This window comes from Pseudomonas sp. FP597, from assembly GCF_030687435.1.
GTDB classification, from domain to species: domain Bacteria; phylum Pseudomonadota; class Gammaproteobacteria; order Pseudomonadales; family Pseudomonadaceae; genus Aquipseudomonas; species Aquipseudomonas lactucae.
Window position 1 is genome coordinate 3,431,106 of sequence record NZ_CP117432.1, and the last position, 21,660, is coordinate 3,452,765.

The following is a 21,660-nucleotide window of genomic DNA, read 5'->3' on the forward strand; positions in this document are numbered from 1 at the left end:
TGCACGCCCCCCTTGAACCCTTGGGATTACGGGACAAGGTAGTGGCCCTAGGATGGTTCCGACATACTCCTACACATTCTTAACCCTCATTTAAGGAAGCATCTGACAAATAAACTTAAGTAACTTTCCCATTTATTGGAGAGTGACTTTTTATGCCAGAGCCTATTTCCCTGCCCCCCTGAAAGGGCCTTGCGCTTGGTAGAGTCAACTATTGGCAGCTGCGTCATAGAATCAATCATTGCTCGTTCCTTGAGATGAAAGTTGAAGCGGTAATTATCAGTGCTGGAATAATGATTAATAGATACAGAACCTGGCCTGAAAGCAGTGCAGATGGGTGACGGCGGGATGCGCAAAGGACGCGCACACGAAGACGCCGCACTGCAATACAGGGCGGCGTCAGGGAAAAAGTACTGGTTTCAGGGGCTCGGGCGCCCAGCCTACGCGCCAAGGCGCGCGCGGTTTAAGCCCTGTTAAATGGCGCATTTGCCTCATGCGCCAAGGGCTATAACGACTTGTTTGCGAATATTCCTACATCTTAAACAGCTTCAACCTGCAAGGCCACGCGCTCGCGGCACGGGCATTCGTCCATATAGCGGTGCGCTTCCACGAACTGGTTGAACGGGAACACCGTGGTTTTCAATGGCACGAGCACGCGGTCGGCGGTCAGCTGGTTGATATCGCGCAACGCTCGCTGCAAGGCCACATGGTCCTGGATGATGCCCAGTTCCGGTTTGCCGGTGAAGTTGCCAATGCAGTGCACAAAGAACTGGATGTTCTTCTGGAACGCCGCACATGCCGGGAATGGCGTCTGGTTGCCGCCCTGCAGGCCATACAGCACCAGGCTGCCACGGGGAGCCAGCACATCACCGAGCAATGACATCTGCGGGCCGCCCAAGCCATCGAACACCACATCGACGCCGCGGTTATCGGTGATCTTGTTGATCTGCATCAGCAGGTCCTGTTCTTCGGTGACGATGACCTTCTCGGCGCCGAGGGAGAGCAAGTACTCACGCTCGGTACTGTCCTTGGTCGCCGCGATCACCCGCACACCCAGGGCCTTGCCCAATTGTACAAAAGAAGGACCGGCGCAATGACTGGCATCCGTAACCAGGGCAAATTGCCCAGGCTTGACCCGCGCAAGGTCCATGTAGGCAAAATATGCGATCAGCAGCGGCGTGTAGTGCACACTCGCTTCGATAGGGCTCAAGACATCCGGGTAACGGGTCAGGGCCGAACGCGGCAATACGATCCGTTCGCCGTATACCGGATAATCGTTGGGACTCTCGGCCGGAAAACTGGCCACCTTGTCGCCCACGGCCAAATCATCCACACCGTCGCCAACGGCCACGACCACGCCGGCCATCTCATGCCCCAGCCCCGAGGGCAGACGTGCATGGGAAGACGCCAGGTTCTGGCGCCACAAAATGTCGTACCAGCTGATGCCAATCGCCTCGACACGCACCTGCACTTCGCCCGGTGCGGGCTGCGCGGCTGCATGCTCTTCGCATTTGAGCACCTCGGCCGGACCAAACTTGTGAAAACGGATCGTGCGGGACATCGCAAACCTCGTCAAAGTAACTTCTAATGCCCTGAACTCTATCTGGGCTTTAGGGGTAAGACCACCGGTCACCGTTAATAGTCGACATGCCTGTCATTGATTCAGCTTCTGAGGAACAGACACCAAGTCTTGTAGGAAAACTCAATTATCCTGTGCAGAGTACCAGCCTTTCCCCGTAAGATTCATGCCGGGCATTGTTCTCATATGACCGCTCTCGTCAAGTTTGCTGACTCTTCCAGGACACAAGATGAACCGTAACGACCTGCGTCGTGTCGACCTTAACCTCTTGATCGTATTCGAAACCTTGATGCACGAGCGCAGCGTGACCCGCGCCGCCGAGAAGCTGTTCCTCGGCCAGCCTGCGATCAGCGCGGCGCTGTCGCGCCTGCGTGGGCTGTTCGATGACCCGCTGTTCGTGCGCACCGGTCGCAGCATGGAGCCCTCTGCCCGTGCGGTAGAGATCTTCGCCCTGCTCTCCCCGGCCCTGGATTCCATTTCCACCGCGGTCAGCCGCGCCGCCGAGTTCGACCCGGCGACCAGCACCGCCGTGTTCCGCATCGGCCTGTCCGACGACGTCGAATTCGCCTTGCTGCCGCAACTGCTCAAACGCCTGCGCGCCGAAGCCCCCGGCATCGTGCTGGTGGTGCGCCGCGTCAACTACATCCTGATGCCCGGCCTGCTGGCCTCCGGCGAAATCTCCATCGGTGTCAGCTACACCGCCGACCTGCCGGCCAACGCCAAACGCAAAGTGCTGCGCCGCAGCATGCCAAAATTGCTGCGTGCCGACAGCGTACCGGGCTCCCTGAGCCTGGACGACTTCTGCGCCCGCCCCCATGCCTTGGTGTCCTTTGCCGGCGACCTGAGCGGGTTTATCGATGAGGAACTGGAAAAGCTCGATCGCAAACGCCACGTCGTACTGGCCGTGCCGCAGTTCAACGGCCTCGGCACCTTGCTGGCGGGCACCGATATTCTTGCAACAGTGCCGGACTATGCGGCCGAGGCATTGACCTCAGCGGGCGGCTTGCGAGCGGAAGATCCACCCTTACCGGTGCGCTCGTTCGAGCTGCACATGGCCTGGCGCGGGTCGCAGGACAACGACCCTGGGGAGCGGTGGTTGAGGTCGCGGATTCAGATGTTTTTTGGGGACCCCGATAGCTTGTAACTGAATTCCACAGATTCAAAAAAAGCTTTAGTAACAATAGGTTATTCGATTTCGAATCCAAAGCCGTCCGTCTAAATCCAGTGGGTTCCGGGGCTTTGCACGAGATCATGCGGGCTCCTTGTGATGGACAGACTGTCGAGAGCCGACAGCCTACTATCCGGAAACCTGCGGTTTACTTGCCCAGAATGTTCTTCAACGCAGCGGTATGGCCGGCCGGATCGTTTACGCTGGACATCACTTCGATGATGGTGATGTTCTGATCGCTCATCGTCATCAACGAAGCCACCAGTAGTTTCAGGCCGTTGAAATCGTCGGTGCCGTCCAGGCGGTACATCTTCAAGCCGTTCACTTGAATGGTCGTCTCTCCAGTCATGCGAAAGTTGGGTGACGCGGCCTGCTGCTTTTCCTTCAAGGTATCCACGCCAAGGCGAAACGCAGCGTCCGGGGTGGTGCCCGATGTCGGCGCCGGACCTTCGGTAACGATGATGGCCCGCTCGCTTGTCGGATCGAAGTACATCGTGCCGCCGTGCTCGCTGTTCAAGGTACGGGCCTCGACGCCTTTCAGCACGAACTTCAGCTTGCCGCCTGCCAGGGACACCGATTGCGCGTCCGATGCCGCCGTAGCGGTATTTTCAGGCGCAACAGCAACTGCCATGGTGGCCGCGCCGCTCAAGGCAGCAAGCACGCACAAGGAACGGGTCCAGCCCAACAGCAAATGCTTCGACATTGATAACGCCTTTGTTTTCAGGCCGGCGAATACCGACGGCCTATCGCGCGAACAGACTAGCTTACTTGCCTGCTCACTTGCCCAGGATGTTGTTCACAGCCGCAGCGTGTCGCTTTTATTTGCGGTCAGCATGGGATTGATATCCTTCGCGAGAGCGCTCGGGCGTCATGACACAAGGAGCGTGCTTCACGCAGATCAATCTCAGGATAGGTGCCCAAGGAGAGATCGTTGGCGCGTCAAGCGACCTGGAACAAAGCGTCGTTCGGCAGCCATATTTTCAGGTTAGGCCCGTCAAAATGATTAACAGTCATTTGCTGGCTGTTAGTCGCAACGGTGCCATGGAAGAACGTGGTGGAGATATATGGTTGCTGCATAGCGTGAGCCGCGTGAGTGCAGCACGCAACGAAAGTTAGTCGTGTTGGATTAGCTTGTCAAAGCGTGGTGAAGCAATGTCTTGTAGGAAAAGGAGGCGTTCGCTGTCAGCTATCGAGCAACCTTTATGCCTCACTTAACTTCCTGACCAACGTAGCTGCCATTAGCTTCAACGTTCTGCTCCCGGCCTCAGACCCCTCATCTAGAACGCGTATGACCTGCGCCCTGTCAAGAATATAACCAGCCAAAAAAACTGATTCAATTGATTCAATTGCGTGAATGACAACAGACTCCCCTCCAGCTTTTAGAAGCGTTAGCAAAACGCGCAACGCCCGCTCATCATTCGAGTCACCGAGAGACTCCGCGCACCGACCTCGCCAGACTTCAGACTTCGCCACAAGAGCAGATTCAAGTTGGTTCCAGCTTGAATTATCAAACTGAGAGATCTTGGAGGCCGCGATATCAATTCCTACATCCGCCCAGTAATCGTCAGACCCTGTCGAATCAAGCAAAAATTCATATCCTTTAAACATATTTCACCAATCAGAATTTCGTCGAATCCGTGCAGCCTCTGCCTCAAGTGTAGCCAGCACTAACGCGGTCCCCAACATTAATGAGCTCAATTTTAATCCCGCTAATTGTCGTTTGATGCAACGAGGCGCCATCGGCCCTAGCCTCAAGCGCGGGGCCATTTCCAATAGCTCGAACGGCATCCATCGTTTGCGCATCCGACAAGGTCAAGCACGGCAGGCATAGAATGCGTCCAACTTTTCGGGGTCAGATCATTTTTAGGTGGACACCTTCGCCTCAAGCGACGGTGTCAGGAAGGTGTGTTGCCTGGACGGTTACAAAATACCGGAGCAAGAGTGCGCCGGATATCAGCCAAAGCAAAACGCCTGCTGATTAAGACTTTGGCAAAAACGAAAGTACTGCTTTAAAAATATGAGTTCCATCATCAACGGCTGATGATGCCTCATATATTGCTCCGGTAGCAGCCATAAGCGAATCCTCTCCACCAGCTAAGGACAGCGCCGATACAGCGCGAGCTTGGCTAAACAGCTGAAGGCCTTCTACATTTAAGCTTCGACCTTCGTCTAGGCTGTCTTGCAAGTCAAAATACTTCTCGTCTAACTATGCAGCTAAAGCATCTAGTCCAGAAACCTGATCAGTCGTGAGTTGATTACCAGATTGTAGATACCTAAGAGATTCGGCAACAATAGACACTTCTACTGGGCAGGCCTGTAAAGCAAGTTCGCAAGCCACTTTTACAGCACGTTTTCGTTGTTTCTCACTGACTACCTTAAGTTTTTCTACAAGGCTTTTCTCAATCATTTCTAAACGCATAATTATTGTTTAGTCTCTGGCAGTGATTTTAATGGCGCGGACACATCCTGTGCGCCATTTAAACTACGACTGCCAGAATGTCAGACAGACGCCATATTCATCGAGAAGATCGTCAGCAATTTCAAACTGAAATACCTTCTCTGGAAAGGCATCGAATAACGCGCGCTTCCAATATCTAGTGATCTGCTCAGCAAATAAATGACAAAGACGATAATCTTCTTCCGACAGGCCCACTTTAAAAACGGGTCGGCCCGGTGCATCCTCCCACTTTGAAAAGAACTGATTTATTGAAAAAGTATTTCTGTATCGTTCAACGTCTCTACGCGACGTACTTTGTTCCAACACACTAGATTCGGTCTCAACCAGCCCGTTCAAATGAAATTTTTGCGGATCGTATTGCTGAGCGTTAGGCAGCCAGAAAATATGACCATTGTCCTCAATAAAATCAGGAGAGAGCAAACCCAGAACAGAAATTGCCTGTTCCAATGAAACCAAGTGCCCTACATATGAAAAAAACTCCCCGGAGCCAATATCTGAAACAAACAGACTCAACGACTCTTTAGAAATATTACCCTGATAAACTTTCATCATTTCAACCCTAAGCTATCGAGAACCGACTGAGGAACTTTTCCCTCAAAAAATTTTGTATCACTTCCCTTCTTGGGGAAATATGTTCCATTCGGAGCTTGGTTCCATTCGACCACCTTAATCCGAGAGCTAGACACATCATATAGTGCACGCCCCTCAGGACCGTAGACAACAACATGCCCATTTCCAAGATTCGCATAAGAATCGGGAGTTTGCCCTTGCAACGGATACTGAACACCACCACGCGTTCCCGTGACCGTCACATTCGTTTCCCTGAGTCCCTTGGTATAATCTAAATCAATAGCATTACCGGCAGAATCCGTAATGAACCTGGGTGTATTTGTAGCGTTAGTAGTTGCTTTTGGACCAGAACCATTCTCGCTATACATATTCCCCGGGTCAAGGCGGTGCTCAGGCGTTACGTATTTCCCATCATCCCGCTGCCCATCCAGCTGGGTTCCTCCGGTATTGATCGCGGGGTTAACAGCGCTACCAGTAGCGAAACCACCACTGCTCGGATGCTCGATAAGAACGTTGATGATTGGCGTGATATATACCAGATTTTCAGGATCGAGCTGGTGAGCCGGAAATTGTGTTCCAAGCAAAAGCTCCCACAGAGCAATGGAAGTCCTGATCTGTTTCTCGCCTTCCTTGCCGAGCTTCGCACCTTCAGCAACGAGAGCATTGGCAGCAATGCGTGTTTTTTCCTGTACCGTTGCGTCTGAAGCTACCAAAACAGCACCGACAGTCACTACGACAGCATCAGCCGCCATAATAGGAACCGCCACAAAGTTTTTCGCGCCAGTTTCAGGCCCATTCAAGCTCTTCAACAAGCTAATGATGCTCAAAACTTTGTTAGGATCATCCCCTGCAATCTGAGTGAGCTTATCAATCAGCGCTTGGTTTTCAGGTGCCTGTTCTTTTCCAGTGATTCCCCCTATCGCTTTAGTGATCAGCGCTGCGCGATCTTCCGCATGACGACTACTTAACTGCCTAAATAAAGCCTTGCCGAGCATCTCTTTGGAGACGTCATCAGGATTCGTCCCTACGGTAATCTGCGCACCCGCACCAAACAGATCCAGCAATTTGTGAATGGTTTCCTCTGTTTGGTCCCCATATTTATTAGCATCCGTTTTCCATTGCCCAATGACTGCTGTTGGGTTAGTCACCGCCGTCAACGAAGAGTCGCTGATGTAAAGGTCCGTACGCTTTTCTTTGTCTTTCGTTACTTCGAATGCTTTTTCCACGTCTCGATTGAGACCTGCAATAGCGGAACCCGCATCGGAAGCTTCGCGAACAATGACCTCTCCCGCCCCAACCGTTGCACGGACCGATTGCTCGCGCTCCTTGTCGTATTTCCAGCCTGAAGCGCTCCAACCTGTATCACCTGCCTTTCCCTTACCCACTTGACTCGGGTCTTGAGTGGTGCTCTGACCGCTTTTATAGGTCCCACCGACGTTCAGGTAATAACCATGCTCAGTATCTTTGCCAGCGATGTCATTGAACCCGAGTGTGCCTGTATCCAGTTTAAGATTACCGGTGTCTGAAGCAATCAACGCACCATCCAATTGCGTATGATCCTCTGTGCGGATATCTACCTTGTCTCGCCCAGTGATACGGGTCTGATCTTCTACCCAGTTGGTTTTACCCGTGGTCTGACCATAACCTACTGAGCCGCTAACACCCGCGCCTGGGCCAATTGTTACGGTTGCGCTGATATCAAATTCCTTCCCTTTAACCTTACCGGTGTCAGGAACAGAAGAAACGCTCAAATCTCGACCCACGCGACCGATCACCTGATCCCCGCGCAGCTCAGCGCCTGCGATGTTGGTATCTCTCCCACTGTTGAAACTCAGATGGTCCCCTGCATATAGGTAGGCGTTCTGTTGACCCTGTTTCTCCCTTTCAAGGTCCCCCTTCCCCATGCTGACGCTCACATAGATACCAGCGCCCTCTTCACCGCCAAAGGTGAGTCCTACCTCCCCTCCACCGCTGCTTCTTTTACTTTCGCTATTGCTCTCGTTTTTCGCCGCACCAATATTCAGGTCATTTCCTGCTTTTAGATCGATGTCGCGACCCGACCGGGCTTGAGTTCCACTAAGATTCAAGTCATGACTGGCAACCAGATTGATATCTCGTCCAGCGTCTACCACTGTGGGAGTTGAAGTTTCGTGGCTGGCATCTTCGTCAGCAACACCATGACTGCCACCGATCCCCAGCTTAGCCCCGCCGCTGGTACCGCCGTGAATGCCAGCCCAGCTCTGGGTCTGGGAGTTATTCTGTTCGATACTGCCTTTGGCCACATCAAGTTTGATATCGCGCCCTGTTACGTTGATATCCCGCCCTGCGCTTAACTGACCACCAGCGACTGCAACATCGTTACCGGCAGTTATGTTGAGGTCCTTACCAGCGTGGAGTGTCGAAGGCCGATTGGTCACTTCCACTACTTGCTTGCTGGTACTTTCACTACTGCTACCTATTTTCAGGTCTCCCGTAGGACCTGCCAGGAATTGGCCAACAGCATCGACGCCCCTCAGGGCGCTGGAGCCCTTGCTGACATTGTCCTCACCCTTGCCTGCACCATTTACAGCATCTTTCGTGCTGCCATAGTTATGATTAAGCGATGCGCTAACCCCATTGCGCTCCTTTTCAAGCTGTTGCTCTACCAACAACCGCTCACGAGCCGCATCAATATTGATATTGCGCCCAGCTTTCAGATCAATATCGTTGTCAGCCGCCAGATCAGAGCCGCGCTGATTGACATCCCGTTTGGCCGTGATCGCCAGATTTTCACCTGCACTGATTTGGCTCGCGGCTGCAGTCTGTTGCTCAAGACGATTTTTCTCGACACTGCGATCAGTACCGGCAAAGAACGTTACCCCGTTGGCATCGCTGGATACACCAATCCCCGACTGTTTAGACTTTGCCCAATCACGCTCGCTTTTCGAGTTTTGCGCGGCGACTACGTTGACGTCGCGCCCCGCGTTCAGACTGACGTCACGTCCGGCACTGATGCCGCTGCCCACTAGGTTGATGTCGCGCTCAGCCTGCAGAGTCGCATCGCGATCCGCCATAACCTGGCTACCAACGCTGGTGCTGCTCTGGGCTTCCTGTCCGGCTTTTTTGGCCGAGGAAATTGCGATGAAGCCACCCGACATTGAACCGGTCTTTTCCTCGTATTTCTCACTACGGCTATAGGCCGTGTCATTGGCCGATACCAGGTTGATGTCACCGGTATCCTTCACCAGACCGGCCCGCAACTCTGCATCGTTCTCGGCATTGATCTCACTCGCCCGCAAACGAATGTCATTGCCCGCAGCCACCACCACGTCGTTACCGGCCTCCAACTCACTGCCTACCTGAGTGGCGGTCGTTTTCAGTTGGCTCTTGCCACTTTTTGAAAGCCCCAGGAATCCAGACTTCGTCTTCTTGCTGTAAGAGCCATGCTCTTCAACCCCTGACAGCACCGCGATGTCACCAGTGGCGCCCAGCAGCATGTCGCCACCGGCTTTCAACTGACTGCCGATCACAGTGACGTCACGCCCACCCTCGATGTTCATCCCGCCATCGGCTTTTTTGCTGGCATTGATCGTCAAATCTTTGCCCGCCTCCACGACGGAAGCCACGTTGGTACTGTCGTAGCTTTCCCGCTGCTCGCTTTTGCTGCGTCCAAACGAGCCTTTGCTCTTTTTCGAGTAGAACGAGGCGTCTTCGTCCAGCGCTGAAAGAATGCTCAGGTCACGCTGTGCCTCCAGGGCCACGTTACCGCCGCCCGTGATGCGGCTGGCGGTTAACTCCAAGTCCTTGCCCGCATTCAGCGATACGTTCCCACCAGCGGTCAGCACGCTGGAAACCTGGCTTATGTGGTCTTCCGAGCGAGTGACTTTTTTGGTGTGACTTGAGGAGTGCTCCTCCTCTGCTGCTGACGAAATACTCAGGTCTCCGGCCGCAGCAATGGCCAGGTCGCGCTTAACGTCGATTCGGCTCGCTACGACGCTTACATCGCGCCCAGCTGTCATGCGAAGATTTGCACCGACATCAATAGCAGAACTGCTCTGCGTTACAGATGAGGAGCGCGCGCCCATCCCACTGTTCCCGGAATCACGCGTTTCAGTAGAAACAATATTGATATCGCGCCCGGCACTGATGGCCATATCAGCACCGCTCTTAAGCACGCTACCGCTGTTGGTCACGTCACGCCCGGCCGTGATGCTCAGTGCATTTGCGGCTTCAATACGTGCCGAATCGCCATAGTAATTACGATTGCCTGTGCCAAATCCGGTAAGACTGCGCTCATTGATTACATCGCCCTTTGTCGCAGAAAGCGTCACATCGCGCCCAGCAATCACGCCGCCGGATTGGTTAACGATGTTGTTACCTGCAAGCAGATCCAGACGGTTGCCCGCCTCGATCCGGCCGCTGTTGATCAGATCATTGCCTGCGGTGGCTGAAAGATTGTTACTGGCACGCAAAGTCCCGGCGTTCACCAGGTCCTTGCCGGCGATTAAGTTGACATCCTTGCCGGCGATCAACGCCCCGTTCGACGCAAGGCGCTGATCGGCATTGGCCAAATAGAGCACAGGTACCAGAACCTTCTCGCCCGCCACCTCATGCTCTTCAAGCCACACAATGTCGTGAGTCAACGCCGCGACCTGTTCACCGGTCAGCGACACACCCACCGTCAGGTCCAGGCTCTGCTTGCTGCGAATGGCGTTGTCCATCAGGTAACGGAACAGGGCGTCATCTGAGGTCTGGCCGTCGAGGAAGCGCTGGCCAGTACGAGCGACTACCGCCTGCTGGATCAGGCGCTGTTCATACAGCCCGTCACCGAGGCGCTTGGCACTGTCGTCGGGGTTGTAGCCCAGTCCGGCGAGCAGGTAGTCCGAACTCATGAACTGCTTGATTTCAGTGAGTGCCGGATTGGTTTCGATCAGGTACTTGTGTGGTTGCGAGGCTGCGCTGTTGTTGGGCAATCCCTTTACGCGATTAATAGGTTGTGCCGCGCCAAGTTGGGTGATCTCCTGAGCCTGCGGGGTCAGACCTGGAATGTTAATAGCCGCGCCGGTATTCGCTACTACAGAAGTGTCACGAGCGACATTAGATAGGCCAGGTACGGTCAGACTTGGCCGGGAGGCGTTTGTCAGCGAGGTAATTTGGGCAGCGGTGTCGCGTTCAATAGGTGTTAACCCTAGCGAGTTGAAATTCTCTGGACGGAGAATCTGCGTGTTAGCCCCATCGCCGTGGTTGATTTCAATTCCTGGGGTACGACCGGGCTGCCATTCGCCGCTGTCTACATTGCCAGCAACATTGATCGTACTGGCGCTAGCGTTGATGCCACTGGCTTCGCGGGCAGCCAAGACTACCTGACGCGCACCGGCAGCAGTTTGCGCTGCATCAGCGGTCTTAATGATACGGCCTGTTGTGCCGGGAGACGTTTGCTGGCGCTGCGCTACGCTGACGTTAGAACCGCCAATGGCCCAGTTCTGCGAACCGACGTTGTCATGGCTCACCGGGCTATCGTTCGCTGCCTGACCACTCAGGCGGAACAATCCGTTTTTTCCGCTTGGCAAGCTGAAGCCTGGCAGAGTCAGCGGATTAACCTGCTGCAGAGCAAGCCCTGGTGGTAGTTCGCGGTTGATCGTGATCATCACCGCGGTATTTCCGGCAACTTGCGTTGCCCCCACACGCGATCCGTTGCCGGTTACGGCGACGTTCTGACGCACAACACTGTTAGTCAGGGTTTGTGTTGCGTTAATGCTGACCGCTCCACCCGCCTGAACAACGGCGTTTGCCGCGTTCGAGGAACCAATGGTGGTGTTATTAAATGGCTGAGTGGTGAGCATCTCCCAAGGGCCATCCGCAGCACCAACTCCAGGGTCAACGCCTTTATCGGAGTTTTGGAGAATTAAAGGACCATAAATCGTTGACCCTCGGTCTTCCCGGCCATTGCGCTGGTGGCCCACACGAACAATGGACTCCGTCCCATCGCTGGTCCAAACATGAATATTCGGAGCAGGCGCGTTGTAGTAAGGGTCGTGATCACGGTTGTAGTTCATGACCGTCACCATGAAACGCGATAGGTCGTAAGGATGCAATCCATCGTAGGAGTACGAGCGACGCAGGCTGTAGTCACCAACCGACGCACCCTCGTTGGTAAAGTTCTGCAGGGCAAAATTGATGTCGCCGCCCGCGCTGAGAGTTGAGTTCTTATTACTCATGTCTCCCCCGGTGACGAGGAAATTGCGCCCAGCGGTCATCGCAGCCGATGCTGAATCCGCGACTATTTGCGATTTGAAGTTTTGCACCCAGACCAGATAACTGTCAGATGAACGATTCGGAACGATCGAAGTACAACTGGTGCACTGAACACCAATGTAACTGGATACCAGGCCGCCCGTAGCCTTGAACGCATCCTTGCGGTTCTCGATGTTCACAGCCGCCAGACTCAGGTCACCGCCACTCTCGATCGTCGCCGAAATATTGTTAATCGACGTGCTCTGACCGTTGTCGTCGTCTTTGGCAATGCTGACATTCCCCAGACCGTATATGTCCGCGAAGCGGTTGGTGAACGTGTCAGTGCGCAGCGCCATATCGTCGCCGCTAAAGATCAGACCATTCTGGTTCAGCAGTGCGGACGTGGACAAACGCAAGTTGCCGGTACTGCCCAACGTGCCGTAGTTGTTGATAACACCAGCAGTGACGTTCAGGTCTGCAGCCGAAGTAATTCGACCTTCATTTGCCAGTGCACCGCCTACGGTTATGCGCGTATTGCCACCACCGGCGATGGTACTGAGTTGCGCCAAGGACAACTGGGCAGACGTAAGGTCCATCGCCCCCACACTACTGACCCGACCGATGCCCTCATAGCCAGCTGTTAAATCCAGCGCCAGGCTGCCATCACTGGCAATCAAACCATTGTTAATCCAGTGCCCGCCCTTACCTTCCAGGCGTGAGGACGCCAACAACTTCCCCGTTTCAGTCTGAGTAAAGGTGCCGACGTTCACATTCAGACGTCCGGCCTCAATAACGCTGCTGTTAGTCCATGTATCGGCGTTCAGGGTCAGGCCGCCACGAGTGACAATATTGCCGCCAGCACCGGTGACATTGGGAAGAGATATATCAAAAACACCCTCCCCGGCGTGCAGGAGTTGGCCGCCGGTGTTCTGGAAAGTAGTAGCTATCAGGGCAAGGTCAGCGTTGGCGATTTCAACGATGCCATTTCGGTTGTCAAACAGATTGCCGATCTGAAACTGGGTCTTACCCGTGCGCGCCAAGGCACGCAGCTTGCCTCCCTGGTTAACAAGATCATTGGTGTGCAGTGTCAGCGTCTCATCACCTTCGATAATCCCCAAATGGTTGCTCAATTGACCACTGAGACCGAGGTCGATGCGTTTGGCGGCGATTTGTCCGAAGCTGTTATCCAGCGCGGTGCCTCGTGTTTGTAAGGCCCCATTGGCGTAGAGCCCGCCATAGGCGTTGAGGAAGTGACTGGCGGTAATGATGGCGTCGCCGTCTTGGGCGGCGATACGGCCTTGTTGGTTATCGACGGTGAGCGCAACCAGGTTCACGCGCTGGCCTTGCACGACCCCGCCTTTACTGTACCCAACGCCATTGAGCAGGCTATCGTTCAGAGTGACATCCACCAGCCCGTTCAGGCTAGCCACACCGCCGCCCTGGTTGTTCAGGGTATTGGCCTTTATGGAAGCATCACCGGTTTGTGCCAGGAGCTTGCCGCCCTGATTGTCGATGTCGCCGCTGATGTCGAGGCTAAGGCCGCTTTGGCCTTGCACTGAACCGCCGGCATTGGTGAGGATTGAGGCCTTGATCTGCAGGTCGGCGTCCTGACTGTAGATCAGACCATCGGCGTCGTTTTGCAGGGCACTGGAGCTAGTGATCGCCACACGGCTCTTACCAGCGATGGTGCCTTGTTGACGATTGTCCAGGCTACCGGCCAGCAAGGTTAGCAACCCTTGGCTGGCGATCTGGCCGCCCTGGTTGTTGACCTGCATCGCACGCTGGAGCAGCAGCGGGCCTGCGCTGGCCAGTTTTCCGTTTTTGTTGGTCAGCGAACCCAGCAGGTTCAGGGTCAATCGGTCGTTACCGGCGACGATGCCGCTGGTGTTGTTGAGGTCGGTGCCGGTGATGGTCAGCGCTTTTTGTGCGTTAATCGTACCCGCCTGGTTGCCCAAAGTTAGCGCTTGCAGGTCAAGTTCGGCACCGCTGTCGATCAGACCACCGTTGTCGTTGTTCAACTGGCCGTTGACTGTCAGGCGCTGTCCCGCTCCGCTGGAGAGTATTCCTGCGCTGTTTTCGAGACGGCCAGCGCTGAGGCCCAGCCGGCCCTGGCTGACCAACGCGCCGGCGCCGGTATTAAGTAAAGCGCCAGTAAGGCGTACATCCACTGCGCCATTGCGGCTGGACAGCGTGCCGTTGTTGCGATTATCGAGACTATCGCCAATGACGCTCAAGCCTTGCCAGCCGGACAACAGACCGTTCTGATTGAGCAGCGTAGCTGCGTTGACCGACAGCACTTGGCTGCTAATCAACTTGCCGCCACTGTTGTCCAGGCTACTTAGGTTCAGCGTCAAGTTTTGCTGAGTAGACAGCTCGCCATTCTGGTTATTGATTGCCCGTACGCGGTTCAGGGCCAACGCACCTTTGGCGGCAATCAGACCGTTGCGGTTATCCAAATCCGCATTGTTCAAATCCAGGGTCACGTCCTGCCCACCCACAATTTGACCATCGGACAGCGTTAAGCCGCCAAGCTTCAAGTCCATTGTGCCCTTGGCTGAGACTTCACCGCCGCTACCGGTGGTGAGGTCGCTTGCTGTGATGTCGAGGGTACCTTGGCTATTGATCAACCCATTGGTAGTGTTATTCAGGGTCATTGCGCTGAGAGTCGCACGGCTGCCCCCCAACAGATTGCCACTCTGGTTGTTCAACAAGCCGTCGCTGGTCAACTGCAGTTCGCCTCGGCCGGTCAGAGTACCGCCTTGGTTGTCTACGGAACCTGCATACAAGTTGAGGTTAGCGGAGCCGATAAGGCCCTTGATATTGACTAGAGCCTGGTTTACTCGCAGCGTCAGGTCCTGGTTGCTCAACAGTTTGCCGTTACTGTTATCAAAGCTTTGCGCGGACAGGGTGAAGGCTTGATCGCTGGAAATTTCACCGTTCAGGTTGTCGATGGTGTTGAGATTTTTCAGCAATAACGCGCCGTTGGCATTGATCAAACCGCCACGGTTATTCAACTGGCCGTTCTTCAAGTCAAGGCTCAATCCAGACTGACTGAACAGCTTGCCTGCCTGCTGATCGAGGCCTGTCAGCGTGGCGCTCAGTGTCTTGACACTGCCGATGCTGCCACCGTTGTTCAACTGTGCGGTGACCAGGGTCAAGGTGTCCCCACTGTTCAGGCGGCCCGCCTGGTTGTTCAGTGCGCCGGTGGTAACAAAGACCGGACCTTTGCCGCTGACGGTACCTTGCTGGTTGCCCAGGCTGGCGCTGCGCAGTATCAAGTTAGCATCGGTGACCAGTTCTCCACGCTGGTTGTTCAGGTTATCACTGACAACAACACTCAGACCTTGCGCGCTGGAGAGGCTGCCCTCGGTGTTGTCGAGGCTGCGTGCCTTGACGTCCAACATACCCTCGCTATTCAACAGCCCCTGGCTGTTGATGAGCTCGCCCGCTAGGTCCACTACTAATGGTTGCTGGCTGAACAACTTGCCGCCGCTGTTATCCAGCGCAGTGCCTGTCAGTGACAGGTACTGTCCACTCAATTGGCCGCGTGCGCGGTTGAGCACTTGGTTCACAGCCAAGCTCAGGGCTGTGGCCGAGAATACCTGCCCGCCATCGCTGTTATCCAGACGCTGGCCGGTGACGCTCAAGTCGGCGTTGCTGGTCAGTTCACCGGCACGGTTGTCGACATCACGCACGTCTAGTTTCAGCGCTTTTGTAGCGCCAACCAGGCCATCGCGGTTGTCAAGGTTGGCACTGGTCATCGCCAGGGTCTCGGTGCTGACCACCTGGCCTTTCTGGTTGTCGATACGATTGGCGTTGATTGTGAACTGGGCCTTGCCTGCCAATTCACCCGCGCGGTTGTCCAGTTTTGCGGCCGCCATCAGAACGTTACCGTCTCCAATCACGCTGCCACGCTGATTATCGATCAGGCCATCAGCACTGATCTCCAAGCCGCTACGGCTGCTGATCAGACCGTCGGTATTGTCCAAGCTTGCACTGCGTGCGTTGAGACCGACTGCGCTGATGCTACCTTTGATGTTGGCCAAAGCCTGCTCGATGCGCAGATCCAGCGACTGGTTGCTGATCAGCTTGCCGTTGCCGTTATCCAGGCTTTTTGCCACCAAGGTAAAAGCGCCCTGGCTAGAAATTTCACCGGTGCGGTTGTTCACGCTCCCGAGATTTTTCAACACCAAGATGGGGGCATTGATCACACCAGCGTTGGTCAACTGCCCTTGATTCATATCCAGATTCAATTGGCTGCTGCTGAACAACTCGCTGCCGCTTACTTGGGTCAAGCCTGCAAGGTTTGCGGTTAATGCGCCGCCGCTGGCAATGCGCCCACCGTTTTTGAGATCGGTGGTTTTAAGGTCAAGGTTGCCGACACTGACCACGCGCCCGCCAAGATCGTTGTTGAAGCGCCCGGTGGTCACGATGGTGGCACCCTGGCTTTTCAACAGACCTTGCTCGTTATTGTCCAGGCTTGCACTGGCGACATTAAGCGCCTGCGCAGACTCCACGACGCCGCCCACGTTGAGCAATTCGCCGTCGCTGGTTAGGGTCAGGTTGCCTGCGCTGGAAAGACTGCCGCCAGAGTTGTCGACCCGCTGACTACGCAGTATCAGGCTGCCTTCGCTGCTGATCTTGCCGCGCATATTGTCCAGCCCCGCCGACAGTTGCACCGCCAACGAACGTTGACCGGCCAATGTGCCGTCAGTGTTGTCCAGGCTCGAACCACTAAGGTGTAGATCTTGGGCGAACACCAGGCCCTTGGTGCGATTGATCACCTGAGCCATAACCAATTCCAGCGCAGTGCTGGCCAATACCTTACCGCCGCTGTTGTCCATGCGCTGCCCGCTGATCTCGGTCTTGAGTTGGCCGGAGATTTCCCCGGCACGGTTATCCACCCGATCGACGTTGAGTTTCAGCGCCTTTGTCCCGCCTACCAAACCGCCGTTGCGGTTATCCAAGTCGTTGCCAGTAAGGCTCAGATTGCCTTGTGCGACGAGTTCACCACCCTGTTGTTTCAACACGCCGACTGTAGCGTCGAGTTCGGCCTGGCTGGCGATACGGCCCTTGGTGTTGTCTGCCGCCCCCCACATCAGGAGCAGTGGCCCGGCGGCGCTGATCAGGCCGCCCTGGTTGTTCAAGGATTGCCCGGTGAGGGCCTGTGCCTGTTTGCTATTCAGTACACCGCCACGGTTGTCCAGGCTGCCCGCCTTTACCGTCATGTCGCCCTTGGACAACACGCGCCCCTTGGCCTGATTATTCAGAAGTCCATCCACCTGCACGGTGACGCTGCCATCGCTGACCAAGCTTCCGGACTGGCTGTTGTCAACATTGGAGGCGTTGATTTGTAGACGCTGCCCGGCACCGAGCGTACCGCCTTGGTTCGCCAACGCGCCTCGGGTTATCAGGTTGAGACTGACGTCGCTCATAACCTGCCCATTTCGGTTATTCAGCGTCATCGCATCAATCACGCTGACGCCGGCACTTGAGACTTCCCCGTCGATGTTCAGCCATTCACCGACCACCGCTAGGCTCAAGTCTTTTGAGCTTGTGAGCACACCTTCAGTGTTATCCAACCGGACTGCCTGTGCATTCAGGCCGGCCGCTGCGATTACACCCTTGATATTGACGAGGGCCTGTTCAATTTTCAGCGTCACGGCTTGATCGCTGAGGAGTTTGCCTTCGCTGTTGTCCAGGCTTTCTGCAGTCAGGGAGAAGCCACGTTCGCTGGAGATTTCGCCTTTCTGATTGGCAACTGTGGAGAGGTTCTTGAGTAACAACACACCTGGTGTGTTGATAAGACCCGCGGCGTTGTCAAGCGCGCCATGGTTCATATCCAGGGTCAGACTGGCATCACTGCGCAGTATGCCTTGCTGGTTCAGCAGCGGACCTTTGAGCACCATACTCAAGTTGCGCTTGGCATAGATGCGGCCCTTGAGTTGGTTATCAAGACGGTCGACGTTCAGTTGAATATCGCCGTTGGCGAGTAGCTTGCCGCCGGCGCTGTTATTCAGTTGGCTGCCGTTGAGTGCCAACTCCGTGACACTGGACACTTCACCCGCACGGTTATCCAGGCTATCAACCTTCAAGGTCATGGCTTTGCCGGAATTGAGCAAACCGCTACGGTTATCCAGTTGGCCGGCGGTCAGCACCAGCTCGCTATTGCCGGTGATGCGGCCTTTGCTCTGGTTATCGAGGCTGGCTGCGGTCAGTTGCAATAGGCCGGCGGAGGCAAGCAGCCCAGCCTGATTGAGCAGTTGACCACTGATCAGCGCATTCAGCGTGCCGTCGCTGGTGAGCGTGCCGCCCGCGTTGTCGAGGCTGGCTGCGGTAAGGTCCAATGACTGCCCCGCGGCGACACGGCCACTGCGGTTGCTGATCAAACCAGAGTGATTGAGGGTCACAAGCTTGTCGGCCTGGATCAATCCCTTGCTGTTATCCAGTGATGCACCGGTCAGCAAAGTGTTAGCACCAAGGATCTCGCCTTGCCGGTTATCCAGACCGGTGGTGATGAGTGCGGTCAGGTCATCGCGCGCGCTGAGTTTGCCTTCTGCGTTGGTCAGGCTATTGACCCGCAGGTCCACCCCCGCAGCGGCAACCAGGCCCTTGGTGTTGTCCAATGCCCGAGCGATTCGCACCAGCAGTCCTTGCTCACTGAGCAATTTACCGCTGCGATTGTCGAGGCTGTCAGCGGTGAAATTCAGCGTATGAGCACTGGAAATTTCCCCGCCCATATTATCAACGCTGGCCAGGTTGCTTAGCAGCAATACGCCTGGCGCATGGATCAAGCCGTCTTGGTTATTCAGGTGGCCGTGGTTCAGATCCAGGCTGAAAGCCGCCTGACTATAGAGATTTCCCTTGCTACTGTTGTCGAGGCTGGCAGCGCTGACTTGCAGTTGACCGATCGCGCTCAACAAACCCGTCTGGTTGAGCAAATGCGCGCTGATCAGTGCAGCGAGTTGTCCGTCACTGGTCAGCTTGCCACCACTGTTATCCAGGCTACCGGCGGCGATATCAGCACTCTGTACCGCGAACAACGTGCCTTGGCGGTTATCAAGTAAACCAAGGCTGTTGAGGTTGAGCGTGGCATCGCCTTGGACCAGGCCCTGACGGTTATCCAGCGAAGCGCTTTTCACAGATCCCGTGCGTGTCAGCACTCGACCGCTGCGGTTATCCAGCGCGCCGTCCACCTTTGCGGTCAGCGCTTCGCCAGCACTGAGAGTACCGCTCTGGTTATCCAGAGCGCTGGCTTCTACATCGAGGTTCTTAGCCGAGACCAGGCCTTGGATGTTGTCGAGGACTCGGGCGATTCGCACGGTCAGCGTCCGCTCGCTTAGGAGCTTCGCGTTGCGGTTATCCAACGTGTTGGCGGCCAGGGTAAAGGCTTGGCTGCTCGAGATTTCACCGCCTTGGTTGTCGACGCTATTGAGGTTACTCAGCAGCAAACGGCCTGGGGCATTGATCAAGCCGCCCTGGTTGTTCAGGTGACCACCATTAAGATCGAGGCTGACGTCGCCCTGCCCAAAAAGTCGACCATCGTTATGCTGGTCCATACTGCTGACGCTGGCACTGAGCGACTGACCACTGCTGATCCGACCTCCCTCGCTGTTGTCGAGCTGACCCGCTTTTATGTCCAGGCGGACATTGCCGCGCAAATTACCGTGCTGGTTGTTCACTGGGCCGACCAGTTGCAGGTTGAGGTTGTCGGCGACGACAGTACCCTGACGGTTATCGAGGCTGCCTAGGCTGAGGCGCGCATCGCCCTTGGCGGAAAACAAGCCGGTTTGGTTGAACAACTGACCGGCGATAGCGGCGGCCAATGTGCCGTCACTGGTCAGCTTGCCTTCGGTGTTGTCCAGACTGGTTGCAGTCAGAGCAAGCGCAGTACCTGCCGCTAACGTACCGTGCTGGTTATTCAGCGCGGCACTGGTGATTGCCAAGGACAGGTCGCCCTGAATTTTTCCACTTCTGTTGTCCAGCCCCCCAGTACCGGAGACGAGATCGGTGGCAACAATCTCACCATTGCGGTTATCCAGACCGCCTGCCAACACCCGCGCCGATTGGCGCGCTGCGATTCGCCCGCCTTGGTTATTGATCAACCCCTTCGTATTCAGGCTCAACGACCGCCCTGCCGAGATCAGGCCTGCTACGTTATCCAACTCATTCAGTTGCAGCGTAACCTGGGCAAGACTCGACAGCTCGCCGTTGCGGTTGATCAACTGACCAACCCCTGCTGTCAGGTCGCCGGTACTGGTGACCAAACCGCCCTGGCTGTTAAGCAGTTGATCGGCCTGTATGCCGAGGCTGCCCGCGCTCAAGACGCGTCCCTGATTCTGGTTATCTACGCGCGTGGCGTTCAGCTGTACGTTGCTTTGGGCACTCAACGTACCGCCTTGGTTGGCCAGCTCACCGGCATTAATGTTCAGGTCTCGACTGGCAATCACGGTCCTGCCGCTGTTGTCGATGGCCTGCGCGGTCAATCGCACATCCCCCTGGGCATTGCGGCTGTTATCCGCATTGATGCCCGCTTCGATAATCCCGCCGTTGGTCAACCGACCGCCTGCGTCCAGAGTGATGCTGTCTTTGGCAGCGAGGGTTTGTTGGTTCGTCAGGGCTCCTTGGGTTTTCACCGATAGATCGGTACCGGCGTAAACTGCGCCTTTAGCGTCGACACTCTGAGCTTTCACGTTAACGGCTGCGGCAGCCGAGGTCTGGCCCATGACCACATTTCCCGCCGTATCAATTTGAATATCGCCGCCGGCAACCATGTCCCCAGAGAGTTTCACGCCGACCCCGGCTTCGGTACCAATCAGCTTGACCGCGCCCACGTACATGCCGCCCAGCGCCGACGAATCGATCGCCAGGTCCGGCGCCTGGCTGCCATCCGCCGCTCGCGCCGTGGGGTTCAGCGTGCGCGCATCCACATCGTTGCGACCGGTCACGATAGTGAGTTTTTTCGCCTGAATCTGCGCGTTGATCGTGGCGGCGCGGGTGATGATTTCGAACTGGTCAACGTTGGTCGCGTTCAGGCCGGCGCCTTCGATGGCCACGTTGCCCTGATCGACTTGATAGCGGCTGATCTGGCCGTTTTCGATCACAGCCTTGCCGGTGGTCAGGGTGGCTTGTGGGGCGTTAATAAAGCCGCAGCCGTTGCAGGTGATGCCATACGGGTTAGCGACGATTACATGGGCCGACTGCCCCGCCACTTCGGTGTAACCGCGCAGTTGGCTGGGGCTGGCGCCATTGACCTCGTTGAGGATGACGTTGGCAGCGCTGCCGTTGAAGTTCGGGTTGCCGACTATGATGCCGCCAATCTGGGTCGTCTGTGTGCGGCCGGTGGCGTTGTTGAGGATCACGCCGTTGGCACCGACGTTGTAGTCCTGGAACTGGTTGTGCGACAACCCGCTGCCATTGGGCGCGGCGATGTTGACGATCGGTACGCCGTTACCCGCTTGACCCAGCGTTGTGCCTGGTGCGCTGACCACGATGCCTTCGGCCTGGGCCAGCAGCGGTTGCCAGAACATCGCGTTGGCAAGGATCAATGCCAACCCACGTTTAGGCAGCCCCAGGAATTGGGAGCGGCTTTTTACGGCAGCAGAAGGCTGGCGCGCAAGGAAGGCGAACTGGCGAACGTCCATGTCAGATCCCAATGCCCGAAGGCGATAAAAA

The 21,660-nt window shown here is 55.8% G+C and carries 6 protein-coding genes; 1 reads left to right on the forward strand and 5 read right to left on the reverse strand.

Annotation, left to right across the window (positions count from 1 at the left end; all coding sequences use genetic code 11):
- Positions 1-535: 535 nt before the first annotated feature.
- Complete coding sequence (locus PSH66_RS15775) at positions 536-1,558, reverse strand: zinc-dependent alcohol dehydrogenase family protein (protein WP_003174024.1); 1,023 nt, start codon at positions 1,556-1,558, stop codon at positions 536-538.
- Between the two features lie 247 nt (positions 1,559-1,805).
- Here PSH66_RS15775 and PSH66_RS15780 point away from each other — a divergent pair, with 247 nt between their 5' ends.
- The gene (locus PSH66_RS15780; protein ID WP_003174025.1) at positions 1,806-2,720 is read left to right on the forward strand and encodes a LysR substrate-binding domain-containing protein; all 915 of its coding nucleotides are present in this window, start codon (positions 1,806-1,808) and stop codon (positions 2,718-2,720) included.
- 172 nt (positions 2,721-2,892) lie between these two features.
- Here PSH66_RS15780 and PSH66_RS15785 read toward each other — a convergent pair whose 3' ends face one another.
- The 4 genes from PSH66_RS15785 to PSH66_RS15800 form a co-directional block, all read right to left on the reverse strand.
- Entirely contained in the window at positions 2,893-3,447 is a 555-nt protein-coding gene (locus PSH66_RS15785) for a hypothetical protein (RefSeq protein ID WP_078824706.1), read from the reverse strand.
- A 1,503-nt stretch (positions 3,448-4,950) separates the two neighbouring features.
- Complete coding sequence (locus PSH66_RS15790) at positions 4,951-5,151, reverse strand: hypothetical protein (RefSeq protein ID WP_305427176.1); 201 nt, start codon at positions 5,149-5,151, stop codon at positions 4,951-4,953.
- A gap of 75 nt (positions 5,152-5,226) precedes the next feature.
- Positions 5,227-5,751: a hypothetical protein gene (locus PSH66_RS15795; protein ID WP_305427177.1), complete on the reverse strand. Its 525-nt coding sequence runs from the start codon at positions 5,749-5,751 to the stop codon at positions 5,227-5,229.
- Positions 5,751-21,629 (reverse strand): hemagglutinin repeat-containing protein, encoded by a 15,879-nt coding sequence (locus PSH66_RS15800; protein WP_305427178.1) that lies wholly within the window; start codon positions 21,627-21,629, stop codon positions 5,751-5,753. Before PSH66_RS15800 ends, PSH66_RS15795 begins: the two co-directional genes overlap by 1 nt.
- Between the last annotated feature and the right edge of the window lie 31 nt (positions 21,630-21,660).